This is a genomic window from Pseudomonas sp. PSB11 (assembly GCF_014596605.1).
In the GTDB taxonomy this organism is placed as follows: domain Bacteria; phylum Pseudomonadota; class Gammaproteobacteria; order Pseudomonadales; family Pseudomonadaceae; genus Aquipseudomonas; species Aquipseudomonas umsongensis.
Window position 1 is genome coordinate 453,489 of record NZ_NOIO01000001.1, and the last position, 13,975, is coordinate 467,463.

The window sequence follows — 13,975 nt, forward strand, 5'->3', positions numbered from 1 at the left end:
CACGGCTGGCGGCTGGAGGGAATGCCTGCACGCATGCAGTCAGCATCCACAAGACGCACGGACCGCACGGACAGCCCCTGTAGGAGCGAGCATGCTCGCGAAAAACCTGAGAGCGCTGCGGGGTGTCAGGCCTCCCGCGTCATCGTTGACATCCATCGCGACGATTCGACGATTCGACAAGCTCGCTCCTACAGGACGGCGGCCGCCCGATCAACGTGTTCAGCCCCAGTCCTGCGATGCTCAAGATCAGGAAGCAAGAGGCGAGGGCGGTCGTCAGGTCTTCAGACGCGAGATTGATCACCACGCTGATCACGCCGCCGCACAAGAAGATCATCACACCGCCGACCGAAGTGGATGTGCCTGCATCCTGCGGGTGGAGGGTCATGGCTTTGGAGTTGGCAATGGGGCGGGCAATCGTAGTGCCAGCGGTACAAATCAGCATCGGTATCAGCACGGCTGTGGCAGTGAGCCCGAACTGGCTGGCCAGCCACAGCATGACCAACCCCGATAGCGCGATCAGCCCCAGGCCGACGATGATCTGTGTATTGGCCTGCAGGTGCCGATGCAGAACGCTGGCGACTATCCCGCCAACTATGTAGGCGGCACCGTACAGCAACATGACCCAGGCGAATTCGTAGGGCGTAAGTGCCAGGCGCTCCATGAAAATGATCGGCGAGATGACGATGAACGAGAAATGGCAGGCGAAGGCGAGGGCGGAAATCAGCCAATAGCCCATGAAGCGTGGGTCGGAGCACAGGTGCCAGTAGGCACTGAATAAACGACTGGGGGCCGGGTCGCGAATGCGCGGGGTTTCCTTGAGCAACACGCCAGCCTTTATCCAGACAATGACCGCCAGCCCGATAAAGACATAGAAGCTGCCCTCCCAGCCCAGATGTAATTGCAGCCATGTTCCCAGTAGTGGTGATAGGGAAATGAAGACGCCGCCTGCGGTGGTCATCCAGATTCTCAGGCGCTCCTGTTCCCTGCCGACGAATAGATCCTGAATCAGCGCCTGCGATAGCACGAAGGAACCGCAGCCAACTGCCTGGACAACGCGAAACACCAGGAACCAGCCGTAATCCGGAGTCATCACGCAGCCCGCTGCACCGATTACCGAGATGGCGATACCGATCAGTAGAAGCTGCCTGCGCCCCCATAAATCCGACAGCGGTCCGACCAGCACCACGGATATCCCCAGGCCGATGGCGAACAGGCTGACAGAAAGGGCAATGTCGGACGCTGAGGTCTGGAAGTAGTCAGACAGGGCGGGAAAAGACGGCAGGACGACGTCCAGCGGAAATACGCCCAATAGCGTCATGGTCATCAACAGCAGGATGAGCGACGATTTTTTCGAGGTGTGCGGGGAGGGGCTCATCAACAACGCGCTCGATCCGTGAGGGACGGTCGAGAGTCGACTTGATGTGGGGGGAAGTCAATTGCAGGAGGCGTAGGACAGTTCTGAATCTCTTGTAGGAGTGAGCATGCTCGCGAAAAGCTCGAAAACGCCGCGGGGTGTCAGGCTTCCCGCGTAATCGTTGACGCCCATCGCGAGCATAGCTCGCTCCTACAAGGGATTTGGGTTAGCTGTTTGGCAGCAACCGGCAGGTGATGCTCTTGATGTAGCGGGTTTCCGGGATGGCCGGGTGCACTGGATGATCCGGGCCCTGGCCGCCACGCTCGAGCATCTGGATATTGCGATCCAGGTGGCGGGCGCTGGTCAGCAGGATGTTTTGCAGGTCATCTTCCGGCAGGTGCATCGAGCAGGAGGCGCTGAACAGGATGCCGTCCTTGGTGAGCAGGCGCATGGCTTGTTCGTTCAGGCGGCGGTAGGCGCCTTCGCCGTTTTTCATGTCTTTCTTGCGTTTGATGAAGGCGGGCGGGTCGGCCACGATGACATCGAAGCGCTCTTCGCTGGCCTTGAGCTCTTTCAGGGCATCGAAGACGTCGCCTTCGATGCAGGTCATTTTCTCGGCAAAGCCGTTCAGCGCGGCATTGCGCTCGACGCCGTCGAGGGCGAAGTTCGAGGCGTCGACGCAGAACACTTCGCTGGCGCCGAACGCAGCCGCTTGCACACCCCAGCCGCCGATGTAGCTGTACAGGTCGAGCACGCGCTTGCCCTTGGCGTAGGGTGCCAGGCGTGCGCGGTTCATGCGGTGGTCGTAGAACCAGCCGGTTTTCTGGCCCTGGATCACCGGCGCCTCGAATTTCACGCCGTTTTCTTCCAGCGCAACCCACTCCGGCACCAGGCCGAAGACGGTTTCGACGTAGCGGTTGAGGCCTTCCGCATCTCGAGCGGCGGAGTCGTTCTTGAACAGGATGCCGCTTGGCTTGAGCACCTGGGTCAGCGCTGCGATCACGTCGTCTTTATGGGCTTCCATGGTCGCCGAGGCGATCTGCACCACCAGGATGTCGCCGAAACGGTCGACCACCAGGCCTGGCAGCAAGTCGGAATCGCCGTAGACCAGGCGATAGAACGGCTTGTCGAACAGGCGCTCGCGCAGCGACAGGGCTACGTTCAGGCGATGCACCAGCAGCGACTTGTCGAGAGGCAGCTTGATGTCGCGCGACAGCAGGCGCGCGCAGATCAGGTTGTTCGGGCTCATGGCGACGATGCCCAGCGGCTTGCCACCGGCGGCTTCGAGGATCGCCTGGTCGCCGGCCTTGAAACCGTGCAAAGGTGTAGCGGCTACATCGATTTCGTTGCTGTAGACCCACAAGTGGCCGTTGCGCAGGCGACGGTCGGCATTGGCTTTGAGGCGCAGGCTAGGCAGGGACATGACGTCGCTCCGGAAAAAAGAGCGGGAGTATAGCGTGTTCAGTCTCGGGACGGTTCTGCGGGCGATGAAACGTGGAGCAAGCCGCGCTCCCACAGGTTTTGCGTCGTTCACAGGATTGTATTTCAACTTAATCCTGTGGGAGCGTGGCTTGCCCGCGATGGCGATTCTCGGTTACGCAGACAACAGCTCAATCAACTCACGATTGAACGCCGGAATGTCATCCGGCTGGCGGCTGCTGACAAGTATTCCATCTGTAACCACCTCCTTGTCGACCCAATTGGCACCGGCATTGACCAAGTCATCCTTCAGGGTCTTGTAGCTGGTCATGGTCTTGCCGTTGACCAGTCCGGCCGAAATCAACAGCCAACTGCCATGACAGATGACCGCGATCGGCTTGCCGGCAGAAGCGCCCATCTTGACCAGGTGTTGGGCATCCTGGTCGATGCGGATGGTGTCGGAATTCTGTACGCCGCCAGGCAAGACCACGGCATCGTATTCCTCGATACTGGCCGAACGGAAAGTCCGGTCAACCTTGAAGTCGTCCGCCGGTTTATCGTGGTTCCAGCCTTTGACCTGACCTTCCTTCGCCGAAAGTATGTCGACCTGGGCGCCAACCTGTTCCAGCGCTTCTTTCGGTCCGGTCAGTTCGACCTGCTCGAAACCATTGGTCACCAGTATCGCAACACGTTTGCCATTCAGGGAATTGGACATGAAAAAGCTCCTGACTTGAGAGAAAAATTTTGCCCGTGAGCACTACAAAGTCCGAAGCCAGGTGATCCATGAAAGTTCCTGCGATGTGCTCGCTGGTATGTCGGATCCAACTTTATAAAGGGTAGAATCTGCGCCTGTCCCAGAGTGTGTACTTATGTCCCAAGAGCTGACGCCCGAACAAATCCAGCAATCCCTGCAAGGCATCAGTGTGCCGGCCCAACCGCAGATCATGGTGGATCTGCAGATGGAGCAGTACATGCCCGACCCGGATCTGGATGTGATCGCGAAGCTGATTTCCCAGGACCCGGGCCTCTCTGGCTCCCTGCTGAAAATCGTCAACTCGCCGTATTACGGTCTGAGCAACAAGATCGCCTCGATCCAGCGTGCGGTGAATCTGCTGGGCAGTCGCTCGATCATCAACCTGATCAATGCGCAGTCGATCAAGGGCGAGATGAACGATGACACCATCGTTACCTTGAACCGGTTCTGGGATACTGCCCAGGACGTGGCGATGACCTGCCTGACCCTGGCCAAGCGCATTGGCGCCCAGGCCGGCGATGAAGCCTATGCCTTGGGACTGTTCCACGACTGCGGCGTGCCGTTGATGCTGCAGCGGTTTCCCAACTATATGAGCGTGCTGGAACAGGCCTATGCCAACGCCGGCCCCGAATGCCGGGTAGTGGACACCGAGAACCAGGCATTCAACACCAACCATGCAGTGGTCGGGTACTACACGGCCAAATCCTGGCGCCTGCCGGATCACGTGTCTGCCGCGATCGCCAATCATCACAATGCCCTGGCGATATTCAGCGACGAGTCGTCACGCCATAGCGCCCTGAAGAACCTGCTGGCGATCCTGAAAATGGCTGAGCACATTTGTGCGTCCTACCGGGTGCTGGGCAGCCAGCCCGAAGACCACGAGTGGAACAGCATCGGGCATTTGGTGCTCGATTACGTGGGTCTCTCGGATTACGATTTCGAAACCCTCAAGCAAACGATTCGCGACCTCGGCACTCACCGCTGAACGGCGAACCTCTTCTCACCGAGCGCCTGATCCGAGAGCACCATGCCTGAACTCCCAGAAGTCGAAACCACCCGCCGCGGGATTGCGCCGCACCTGGAAGGCCAGCGTGTCAGTCGGGTGATCGTGCGCGATCGCCGTCTGCGCTGGCCGATCCCCGAAGACCTCGATGTGCGCTTGTCCGGTCAGCGCATCGTGCTGGTGGAGCGGCGCGCCAAGTATCTGTTGATAAATGCCGAGGTCGGCACCTTGATCAGCCACTTGGGGATGTCGGGAAATTTGCGCCTGGTGGAAGCCGGCTTGCCGGCGGCCAAGCATGAGCATGTGGATATCGAACTGGAATCGGGCCTGGCCTTGCGCTACACCGACCCGCGACGGTTCGGTGCGATGCTGTGGAGCCTCGATCCGCTCAATCATGAGCTGTTGATTCGCCTGGGACCGGAGCCGTTGACCGACCTGTTCGATGGCGAGCGGCTGTTCCAGCTGTCCCGCGGGCGCTCGATGGCGGTCAAGCCGTTCATCATGGACAACGCGGTAGTGGTTGGCGTTGGCAATATCTATGCGACCGAAGCGTTGTTCGCCGCCGGTATCGACCCACGTCGCGAAGCCAAGAGTATCTCCCGGGCGCGGTACTTGAAGCTGGCGATCGAGATCAAGCGCATCCTGGCGGCTGCCATCGAGCGCGGCGGCACCACATTGCGCGACTTTATCGGCGGGGACGGGCAGCCGGGCTACTTCCAGCAGGAGCTGTTCGTTTACGGCCGCGGCGGTGAGCACTGCAAAGTCTGTGGGACGGGCCTGCGGGAAGTGAAACTCGGACAGCGCGCCAGCGTCTTTTGCCCTCGGTGTCAGACCTGAAAAGCAAAAGATCGCAGCCTTCGGCAGCTCCTACAGGGGAATGCGATCTCTGTAGGAGCTGCCGGAGGCTGCGATCTTTCAAGCCTTACCGGTAATCTTGCGGTACTTCTCCATCAACTGCTCTTCAGTCTCTGGATGGGCTTCGTCCAGAGGAATGCAATCTACCGGGCAGACCTGCTGGCACTGGGGTTCGTCGTAGTGGCCGACACACTGAGTGCACAGGTTCGGGTCGATCACATAGATTTCTTCGCCCTGGGAAATGGCGGCGTTGGGGCACTCAGGTTCGCAGACGTCGCAGTTGATGCAATCGTCGGTGATGATCAGGGACATGCTAACTCCAGCCGGGGCGGCAGGCCCGGGCGCAATAAATCAATGCGCTAATTGTGCCGCATTGGCGTCTGCGGTGCACGCAACTACGACGTACTGCAGGAGCCGGCTTGCTGGCGAAGGCGGTGCATCAGGTGCACCGCGTTGTATTGAGCGCCAGCAAGCTCGCTCCTACGGATCAGGATTATTTCTTGAAGCGCTGTGTGAGGGCGTCCGCCACTATCGGGTGTACGAACTTGGTGATATCACCGCCCAAGGCTGCGATTTCACGAACCAGCGTCGAGGAAATGAACGAATAACGCTCGGATGGGGTAAGGAACAGGCTTTCCACATCCGGGGCCAACTGGCGGTTCATGTTGGCCAGCTGGAATTCGTATTCGAAGTCTGACACTGCGCGCAAGCCACGCAGGAACACATTGGCGTTCGTCTCTTTGGCAAAATGCGCCAGCAGCGTCGAGAAACCGACCACTTCAACGTTCGGCAGATGTTTGGTGACTTCGCGGGCCAGCTCCACACGCTGTTCGAGGGGAAACAACGGGTTTTTCTTCGGGCTGGCGGCGACGGCAATGATCACGTGATCGAACAGGCGCGAGGCGCGTTCGACCAGATCGCCATGGCCCTTGGTAATAGGGTCGAAGGTACCTGGGTACAACACTCGGTTCATCGCGTCGTCCTGGCGGGAGTGCGTTGGGGATTCGGATGGTATCGCAGCCTAACCGGTCGGCCAAGTCGCCTGTTGGGTAAGAAAGCACTATAGACGATGGAAATATGCCAATCCTTCCCCCGTCTTTTTCTCGGCTTGCTGCCAAATACACTGCCGTAGCCCCCTAAAAACCCGCGATCGACAAATGTTCATAGGTCAGTGGGATCGTTGAAATCAATAGGCTTCAAACGTAGCGTCAGAGCGTCGCTGCGTTGAATTTGGGGCGCCTGTGCCAGTAGAACCGACAAGTTGTCATGCGCCGTGAGGTAGCGGCCGTTGAGGGCATCGAAGTGTCCGGTGGCCAGTTCAAGTACGCGGTGCGCGCAGGCCGACGGGGCGACCGAGTGGCCGGCCTGTCGTTGTTGTTCTACCCAGTCCAGCAGATTGGCAAGGTCGGAGCCCGGGACCTTTGGGTGTTCGCTCAACTCGCTGACCAGCCCTGCTCCGATGACGATGCCCGGATGCAGCGAGAACAACTTGACCTGAGTGGATTTGGCTTCCACGGCGACGTTCTCGGTGAATTTGATCATTGCCGCCTTGGCGACTGAGTACGCGGACGCCGCTGGCCAGCGATAGACGCCTGCGTGGCTGACAATATTAATGATGCGACCCCGACGGTTTCGGGCCATCACTTTGAGCGCCGCGCTGGCGCAAAGAAAGCTGCCGAGCAGATGCGTCTCAAGCGTGTTCCACCATTGCGTCGGCTCCACCTCCCAGGTTTTACCCAATGGTCCCATGTTGCCGGCATTGTTCACCAACAGGTCAATGCTGTGAAACTGCTCGGTGATCTGTTCGAAGCGCCGTTTTACCGCGGCGGCGTCGGTCACATCCAGCGTCATGCTTGATGCCCGGCCGCCGCTGTCGTGGATTTTCTGCACTGTAGCATCCAGATGCACTGCCGAACGCCCCATTAATACGACGGTAGCGCCTGCGTGCGCCAACGTCCGGGCGATCACTTCACCGATGCCTCGGCCGGCTCCGGTAACTACCGCAATTTGGCCGTCTAGCGTGCTGAAGTCCGGATTCATGTCGTGGCGCTCCGCGTGTTCGAAAGTATTCTTTGCCCGACATGGCGCGAAGGCCGTTGGCCGGTATTTTTCGAAGCTACGCCTCACGACCTGATTGATCTACTGTCAGAAATAACAGGTCAGCTACGCGGGTTCTGGGGATTCAAGTGCTTTTCAATCGTTCGGCCAAGGCAGTTGCCAGTTGTGCCGTCAGCCCGTAGACCGACAGCTGTGGGTTCGCGCCAATGCTGGTGGGGAACAGCGAGCCGTCATGAATCGATAGATTGGCCAGTTGATGATGCCGGCCGAGGCTGTCGGTGACGGCACTTTTCGGATCTTCGCCCATGGCACATCCGCCCATCACATGGGCGCTGCCCAGGCGTGTCCGGTATAGCTCAAGGCTCAAACCGTCGATCAGCGTGCGCGCTTCGCCAAACGTTTTTACGTATCGAGCGTCGGCGTGCATTGGCATTACGGCCTTGGCGCCCCCGGCAAACTGGATCTCGGCCATGCTGTGGAAAGCCCGGCGCAAACCGTCCCAGACGTAGGGTGAAACCTGGTAGTCGAGCGCCGGCGTACCGTCGCTGCGCAGTTGAACGCTGCCACCGGGACTGTCCGGGTGGAATCCGTCGCGCAGCAACGCCAGCATGGCGTGAGTGTGCGGCAGGTCAGCCATGTGCCGTGCATTTTCCTGGCCGAAGCCGCCCAGCAGGGTGGCGGCCAGCGCCGGGTGCAGCGGCGGAACCTCCAGTTTGTAACCAATCTTGCCGGTGGTGCCATCCTGCCATTGGAAGTGGTCGGAGTAGATCGACTGTGGCGCGCCATAGAACGGGTTGATGACTTCGTCGAACAAGCCGGCGGACATGTTCACCAGATGCAAAAAGGTGCGTGTGCCCAGCCGCTTGTGCGGGTCGGGCGCGTCGGAGCGCAGCAGCAGCGCCGGGCTATTGATTCCGCCGCCGGCCAATACGTAATGCCTGGCCTTGACCCTGATACTGCGTCCGGTGGGCTCGACACAGCGCTCGTCCATCGCCACGCAGTGCAGCCCGGTAACGGTCTCGCCGCTGATGATGAGTTTTTCCGCTCGGGCCAGATAGAGCAGTTCGCCGCCGTTTTCCAGGGTGGCCGGAATAGTCGTGACCATCATCGATTGCTTGGCGTTGGTCGGGCAGCCCATGCCGCAGTAGCCGAGGTTCCAGCAGCCGCGCACATTGCGCGGGATGACATGCCAGCTGTAACCGAGGTTTTCGCAGCCCTTGCGGATCACATCGTTGTTCGCGTTGGGCGGGACCATCCACGGGGCGACGCCCAAGCGCTGTTCCATTTTTACGAACCAGGGCGCCATTTCAGCAGGGGAGTGTCCCTTTACGTCGTGTTCCTTGGCCCAGTGTTCCAGGGTCGGCTCCGGCGTGCGGAAACTGGAGGTCCAATTGATCAGCGTGGTGCCGCCCACCGCCCGGCCCTGGAGGATGGTGATCGCGCCATCCTTGCTCATGCGGCCAATGCCTTCCTGGTAAAGGCTGGCGTAGGCCTGGTCTTCGAGCAACTTGAAGTCACTGCTGGTCTGGAGCGGGCCTTCCTCGATCAGCAGCACTTTGTAGCCGGCCGCACTGAGGATTTCGGCCGTGGTCCCGCCACCGGCACCGCTGCCGATGATCGCCACATCCGCTTCGAGGGTCAGGTCCTGGGTCAGTTGCGAGCCGTCATGGGTTTTCCAGCCGCGGGCCATGCCTTCGCGGAACGGGTCGGGTACGGGCATCTTCGGGTTCTCTTTTTATTGTTGGATGAAGTGGTGAAGCAGCTGGCGCCTTCGCGATCAGGCTCGCTCCCACGTGGGGACGCTATCTCTGTGGGAGCGAGCCTGCTCGCGAAAGCGTCGACGCGGTCTCAAACCGCTGGTGGCCCCGGATACCCGCAATGCGCCCAGGATTCCTTGCGCCCATACCAGGCCATCATCACCAGTTGCAGCAAAGAACTGTGGCCCATGCGCAGCAGGCCCAACGAGCTGTTTTCCCAGCGATCGAGGAAGTGCTGGATATCCTCGGCACTGGCGTTTTCCCAGCTGCCCCAGATCCCGGTCAGCGGCCCGCGAGTCACGGCCATACCCAGCACATCGAACAATTGTCGAGTGAGCTTGAGCATTTCCGGGGACAGGTGATCGAGGTTGTAATCGAGGCTTTTCAGGGTGCCCTCGACAGCGTCCGGCATGCTTGCGGTCGTGACTGCACCGTCGAGCATCGCCGGGACCAGGGCTCGTAGAAACAGCAGGTCGCTATTGCGCAGTGCCGTGAAGCCACTGGCAGGCACGCTCGATGAGCAGCCACTGAGGCTGGCCCCCAACCCGGCAGTGGCAAGAAAGGCGCTGGCGCCGAGGCTGAATTTGAGCAGGCCGCGCCGCGACAGCGCGGGTGTTTCGGACAGGCTTGGGTGCATTATTGTTATTACCCGGCGGTGGCTATCGTTAGCGGATAAACAGCTTCTGGATCAGTTTCTGAATGGCTTTGCCATAGGGCGGATAGATCAGCTTTGCCGCGTTGAAGCGCTGCTTGACCAGCACACCTTTGGCCTTGCTGAAGGTCAGGAAGCCTTCGTGCCCGTGGTAATGGCCCATGCCCGAAGGACCGATACCGCCGAACGGCATGTCATCCTGAGCCACGTGCAGCAGGGTGTCGTTGAGGCAGACGCCTCCGGAATGGGTCTCGTTGAGCACACGGTTTTGCTCGCGCTTGTCGTAGCCAAAGTAGTACAGCGCCAGTGGGCGAGGCCGCTGGTTGATATAGGCAAAGGCCTGGTCCAGATGCTTGTAGGGAACGATCGGCAACAGCGGGCCGAAGATTTCGTCCTGCATCACCGTCATCTCGTCGTTGACGTTAAGCAGCAGGCTATGCGCCATGCGACGGCCCTGGCCTTGCTCGAACACTGGAATCAGCAGGGCACCCTTGCTGGTGGCATCGCTGACATAGCCCTTGAGCCGCGCCAGTTGTCGGTCATTGATGATCGCGGTGTAGTCCGGGTTGTCGGCGAGGGTCGGATAAAAACCGCGAACCGCCTGTCGATAGGCCTCCACGAACGCGCCGACACGATCTTCCGGCACCAGCACGTAATCCGGGGCCACGCAGGTCTGGCCGGCATTGAGGGTCTTGCCGAAAGCGATGCGTTCAGCGGCATCCTTGAGCGGAACGTCATGGGAAACAATGGCCGGGGATTTGCCGCCCAGTTCCAGCGTGACCGGCGTCAGGTTTTCCGCCGCCGCGCGCATCACGTGTTTGCCAATGCTGGTGGCGCCGGTGAACAGCAGGTGATCGAAGGGCAGGCGTGAAAACGCCACGCCGATATCGGCTTCGCCCAGCACCACGCAAACCAGGTCTTCGGGGAAGATTCGCGCGAACAATGCCTTGATCAGCATACCGGTGGCCGGGGTCGATTCGCTGAGTTTGAGCATCACCCGGTTACCTGCCGATAACGCGCCGACCAAAGGCCCGACGGCCAGGTACAGTGGATAGTTCCACGGCACGATGACCCCGACCACGCCCAGTGGCTGGTAGACCACCTTCGCCGAAGCCGGCTGGAACGCGACACCGACCTTGCGCCGCGACGCGCGCATCCAGCCCTTGAGGTGGCGGCTGGCGTGATGAATGCCGTGCAGGCTGGGCATCAGTTCGGCGAGCAGGGTTTCATCGGCACTGCGGTTGCTGAAATCCTGGCTGATCGCATCGATCAGGGCCTGGCGTTCGTTGTCCAGCAAATCACGTAGGGCCTTGAGCCATTGCTGGCGCTGGGCCGCGGGCGGCATCGGGTTGGCAGCGTAGGCCGCGCGCTGTGCGTCGAACAGGGTCTGAAGCTCTTGCAGGGGCTGCTGGATATTTTGCAGGTAGGAAATGTCAGCAGTCATGGTCGGCTCCGGATTTTTTGTAGTGAGCGCATTTTTAGAGTCTATACTCTAAAAAGTCAAATACCATCCTCGGCACCGCTTTGTTTTATCGCTCGCGGATAGGCCGTAAGATGCCCTCATCGCACTCTGAATTTAAGCTCAAGCCATGGCCCCAAGGATAAAAACCAGCGAGCGCATCGTGCAGAACAGCCTGGAGCTGTTCAACCAGCAGGGCGAGCGCAGCATCAGCACCAACCACATCGCCGCCCACATGGAGATTTCTCCGGGCAACCTGTACTACCACTTTCCTAATAAGCAGGCGATCATCGCCGTGCTGTTCGGTGAGTATGAGAGCCTGGTGGACAGCTTCCTGCGTCCGCCACAGGGGCGCGCCGCCACGGTGCAAGACAAGCGTTTCTACCTCAAGGAGCTGTTGTCAGCCATGTGGCGCTACCGGTTCCTGCACCGGGACCTGGAGCACTTGCTCGACAGTGACCCGGAACTGGCGGCCCGCTACCGGCGCTTTTCCCAGCGCTGCGTGATTCAGGGCGCCGCCATCTACGAGGGTTTTGTCGCCGCCGGCATCCTGAAGATGGATCGGGTGCAGATCGAGTCCCTGACGATCAATGCCTGGATCATCCTCACCTCCTGGGTGCGTTTTTTGTGCACCACGCGGGAAAACTCCAGCCACCTCAGCGAACAAGCCATCAAGCGCGGCGTGTACCAGGTGTTGGTGCTGGAGGCGGGTTTCGTCACGGATCAGGCTCGCGATGCGGTCGATGCGCTGTTTGAAGAGTTTTACGTGCCGTTGGCCCAGGCATTGGAAGAAGTATGAAATAACGAATGCAGCAGGATCGAAAACAGCCCATCACAGGAGCCCGTTATGCCCATTGCGCAACTGATCAGCCCGCAAGCACTGGACCTGAAAAAGGACCAGCCAGGGTTGGTGATTCTTGATTGTCGTTTTGCTCTCGAAGACCCGGATTACGGCCAGCGCAGCTACGCACAAGGGCACATCGCCGGCTCGTCTTTTGCCGATCTTGAGCGCGACCTGAGTGGCAAAGTGGTCAAGGGCGTGACCGGGCGCCATCCATTGCCCGAGCCGGCGGACTTGATCGAACGCCTGCAGGCGTGGGGCATCAACGCCGACAGCGAAGTGGTCTTGTACGACGACGGTCCGGGTGCCTTTGCAGCGCGGGCCTGGTGGTTGCTGGCCTGGTTGGGCAAGTGTGACGGCGTGTTTATCCTCGACGGCGGGCTTAAGGCCTGGCACGCCGCGGGCTTGCCCCTGAGCCTGGACCCACCGTCGAGCAGCCGCGGCACATTTACCGGTGTACCGGACAGCGCGCTGATCCTCAGTGCCGAGCAGTTGCAGAAACGCCTGGGCCAACCCGCGCTGACCTTGCTCGATGCCCGTGCCTTGCCGCGCTTCAAGGGCGAGGTTGAACCGATCGACCCGATTGCCGGCCACATTCCTGGTGCGCAATGTGCGGCCTTCACCGACAACTTGGGCAGCGACGGGCGTTTCCTGCCACCCGACCAGCTCAAGCAGCGGTTTGCCGCAAAACTCGGCGAGCGCTCGCCGGCCGATCTGGTGGCGTATTGCGGCTCCGGTGTGACGGCGTGCCATAACCTGTTCGCCCTGTGCCTGGCGGGTTATCCGTTAGGGGCGCTTTATGCCGGTTCGTGGAGCGAGTGGATCAATGATCCTGCGCGGGGCGTTGCCACCGGCGAATAATCACAAACCCCCTGTGGGAGCGGGCTTGCTCGCGAATGCGGTGTAACAGTCAATGTTGATGCCGGCTGATAAACCGCATTCGCGAGCAAGCCCGCTCCCACATTAGGTTTTCGTCGTCTTCAAGATCAGAGAAACTGCCGGGCGCTGCGATACGCCCCAGGTCCAACGCCATACACCTGCTTGAACTGCCGGCTCAAATGACTCTGGTCGGCAAACCCCAATTGCGTCGCAACCTCCAGCGGCAAGCATCCCCCCTGCAATAACGCCCGCGCCCGAGCGATGCGTTGCTGCATCAGCCACGTGTGCGGCGGCATGCCGGTGGCGCGGCGGAACACCCGTGCGAAGTGGAAAGGCGACAAATTCACCGCCGCCGCCAGTTCTTCCAGCGAAGGCGGCGCCGTCAATTGTGCCTGCAGCAGCTCCTTGGCCAATTTTACTGCCCGGTGCTCCTTGCCCGGTTTGCCGGCAACGGGAACCGCTGCGTGACGTTGCAGCAGTGACAGCATCAGCTCCCGCCAGGCAGTCTGCTGTTGAAGGGCTGTGGCCGGGCTTTCCAGCAAGCGATGCAACTGACAGAAGCCATTTACCAGATCCTGGTCGCGATACAGCGTGGCGCCGAACGCCGGCAGGTTATGAGTCGGCAGCTCCAGCTCGGCCAGCAGGGAAAGAATCTGCCCGCTGTCGGGATAAAACGCCCGGTACAACCAGCCGTCTTCCGTACCCTTGTGGCCTGTGTGCAGTTCATCAGGGTTGATCAGCACCAGTGTGCCACTGCCTGCCAGGTGTTCGGCGCCGCGATAGCGGTAACGCTGGGCGCCGGCCATGATCATGCCGATCACATAGCCATCATGCACATGGGGGGCGAAACGGTGATCGATGTAGCGTGCCGACAACAGCTCGATCCCGGCCAACGGCGCCGTTTGCCAGAAGTGGATGGACTCGCCCTGGGTGTTGCCCATGGC

14 protein-coding genes are annotated in these 13,975 nt (G+C 60.3%); 4 read left to right on the plus strand and 10 right to left on the minus strand.

Translation table 11 applies throughout. The annotated features are described in order from the left end of the window. Positions 1–139 precede the first annotated feature (139 nt). The 3 genes from CGA21_RS02120 to CGA21_RS02130 form a co-directional block, all read right to left on the minus strand. Entirely contained in the window at positions 140–1,375 is a 1,236-nt protein-coding gene (locus tag CGA21_RS02120) for a multidrug effflux MFS transporter (protein ID WP_110750227.1), read from the minus strand. A gap of 205 nt (positions 1,376–1,580) precedes the next feature. Continuing rightward, positions 1,581–2,777 carry a class I SAM-dependent rRNA methyltransferase gene (locus CGA21_RS02125; RefSeq protein WP_110750229.1) on the minus strand — a complete coding sequence of 399 codons (1,197 nt, stop codon included), beginning with the start codon at positions 2,775–2,777 and terminating at the stop codon, positions 1,581–1,583. Between the two features lie 171 nt (positions 2,778–2,948). After that, the gene (locus CGA21_RS02130; protein WP_110750230.1) at positions 2,949–3,488 is read right to left on the minus strand and encodes a type 1 glutamine amidotransferase domain-containing protein; all 540 of its coding nucleotides are present in this window, start codon (positions 3,486–3,488) and stop codon (positions 2,949–2,951) included. A gap of 208 nt (positions 3,489–3,696) precedes the next feature. Here CGA21_RS02130 and CGA21_RS02135 point away from each other — a divergent pair, with 208 nt between their 5' ends. Together CGA21_RS02135 and mutM are read left to right on the plus strand one after the other, a co-directional pair. After that, entirely contained in the window at positions 3,697–4,512 is an 816-nt protein-coding gene (locus CGA21_RS02135; RefSeq protein WP_177411623.1) for an HDOD domain-containing protein, read from the plus strand. A 42-nt stretch (positions 4,513–4,554) separates the two neighbouring features. Beyond that, on the plus strand, positions 4,555–5,367 hold the full coding sequence (gene mutM, locus CGA21_RS02140; protein WP_188263429.1) for a bifunctional DNA-formamidopyrimidine glycosylase/DNA-(apurinic or apyrimidinic site) lyase: 813 nt from the start codon (positions 4,555–4,557) through the stop codon (positions 5,365–5,367). 78 nt (positions 5,368–5,445) lie between these two features. On the opposite strand, the gene CGA21_RS02145 is transcribed toward mutM, so the two are convergent. From CGA21_RS02145 to CGA21_RS02170, 6 genes are all read right to left on the minus strand, one after another. Further along, positions 5,446–5,697 (minus strand): YfhL family 4Fe-4S dicluster ferredoxin, encoded by a 252-nt coding sequence (locus CGA21_RS02145; protein ID WP_003195146.1) that lies wholly within the window; start codon positions 5,695–5,697, stop codon positions 5,446–5,448. Between the two features lie 181 nt (positions 5,698–5,878). Further along, complete coding sequence (gene coaD, locus CGA21_RS02150) at positions 5,879–6,358, minus strand: pantetheine-phosphate adenylyltransferase (protein ID WP_008065062.1); 480 nt, start codon at positions 6,356–6,358, stop codon at positions 5,879–5,881. Positions 6,359–6,546: 188 nt separating this feature from the next. After that, positions 6,547–7,425 (minus strand): SDR family NAD(P)-dependent oxidoreductase, encoded by an 879-nt coding sequence (locus tag CGA21_RS02155; protein WP_110750236.1) that lies wholly within the window; start codon positions 7,423–7,425, stop codon positions 6,547–6,549. Positions 7,426–7,567: 142 nt separating this feature from the next. Beyond that, positions 7,568–9,163, minus strand: coding sequence for a GMC family oxidoreductase (locus CGA21_RS02160; RefSeq protein ID WP_188263430.1), 1,596 nt, complete (start codon positions 9,161–9,163; stop codon positions 7,568–7,570). A gap of 128 nt (positions 9,164–9,291) precedes the next feature. Continuing rightward, entirely contained in the window at positions 9,292–9,837 is a 546-nt protein-coding gene (locus CGA21_RS02165; RefSeq protein WP_110750240.1) for a twin-arginine translocation pathway signal protein, read from the minus strand. Positions 9,838–9,865: 28 nt separating this feature from the next. Further along, complete coding sequence (locus CGA21_RS02170; RefSeq protein WP_188263431.1) at positions 9,866–11,296, minus strand: coniferyl aldehyde dehydrogenase; 1,431 nt, start codon at positions 11,294–11,296, stop codon at positions 9,866–9,868. 145 nt (positions 11,297–11,441) lie between these two features. Here CGA21_RS02170 and CGA21_RS02175 point away from each other — a divergent pair, with 145 nt between their 5' ends. After that, complete coding sequence (locus CGA21_RS02175) at positions 11,442–12,110, plus strand: TetR/AcrR family transcriptional regulator (protein WP_110750244.1); 669 nt, start codon at positions 11,442–11,444, stop codon at positions 12,108–12,110. Between the two features lie 48 nt (positions 12,111–12,158). Beyond that, a complete protein-coding gene (locus tag CGA21_RS02180; protein WP_188263432.1) occupies positions 12,159–13,013 on the plus strand; it encodes a sulfurtransferase in 855 nt (284 codons plus the stop codon). A 125-nt stretch (positions 13,014–13,138) separates the two neighbouring features. Here the strand turns inward: CGA21_RS02180 and CGA21_RS02185 are convergent, their stop codons facing one another. Beyond that, positions 13,139–13,972, minus strand: a complete 834-nt coding sequence (locus CGA21_RS02185; RefSeq protein WP_110750249.1) for an AraC family transcriptional regulator — start codon at positions 13,970–13,972, stop codon at positions 13,139–13,141. Positions 13,973–13,975: the final 3 nt, after the last annotated feature.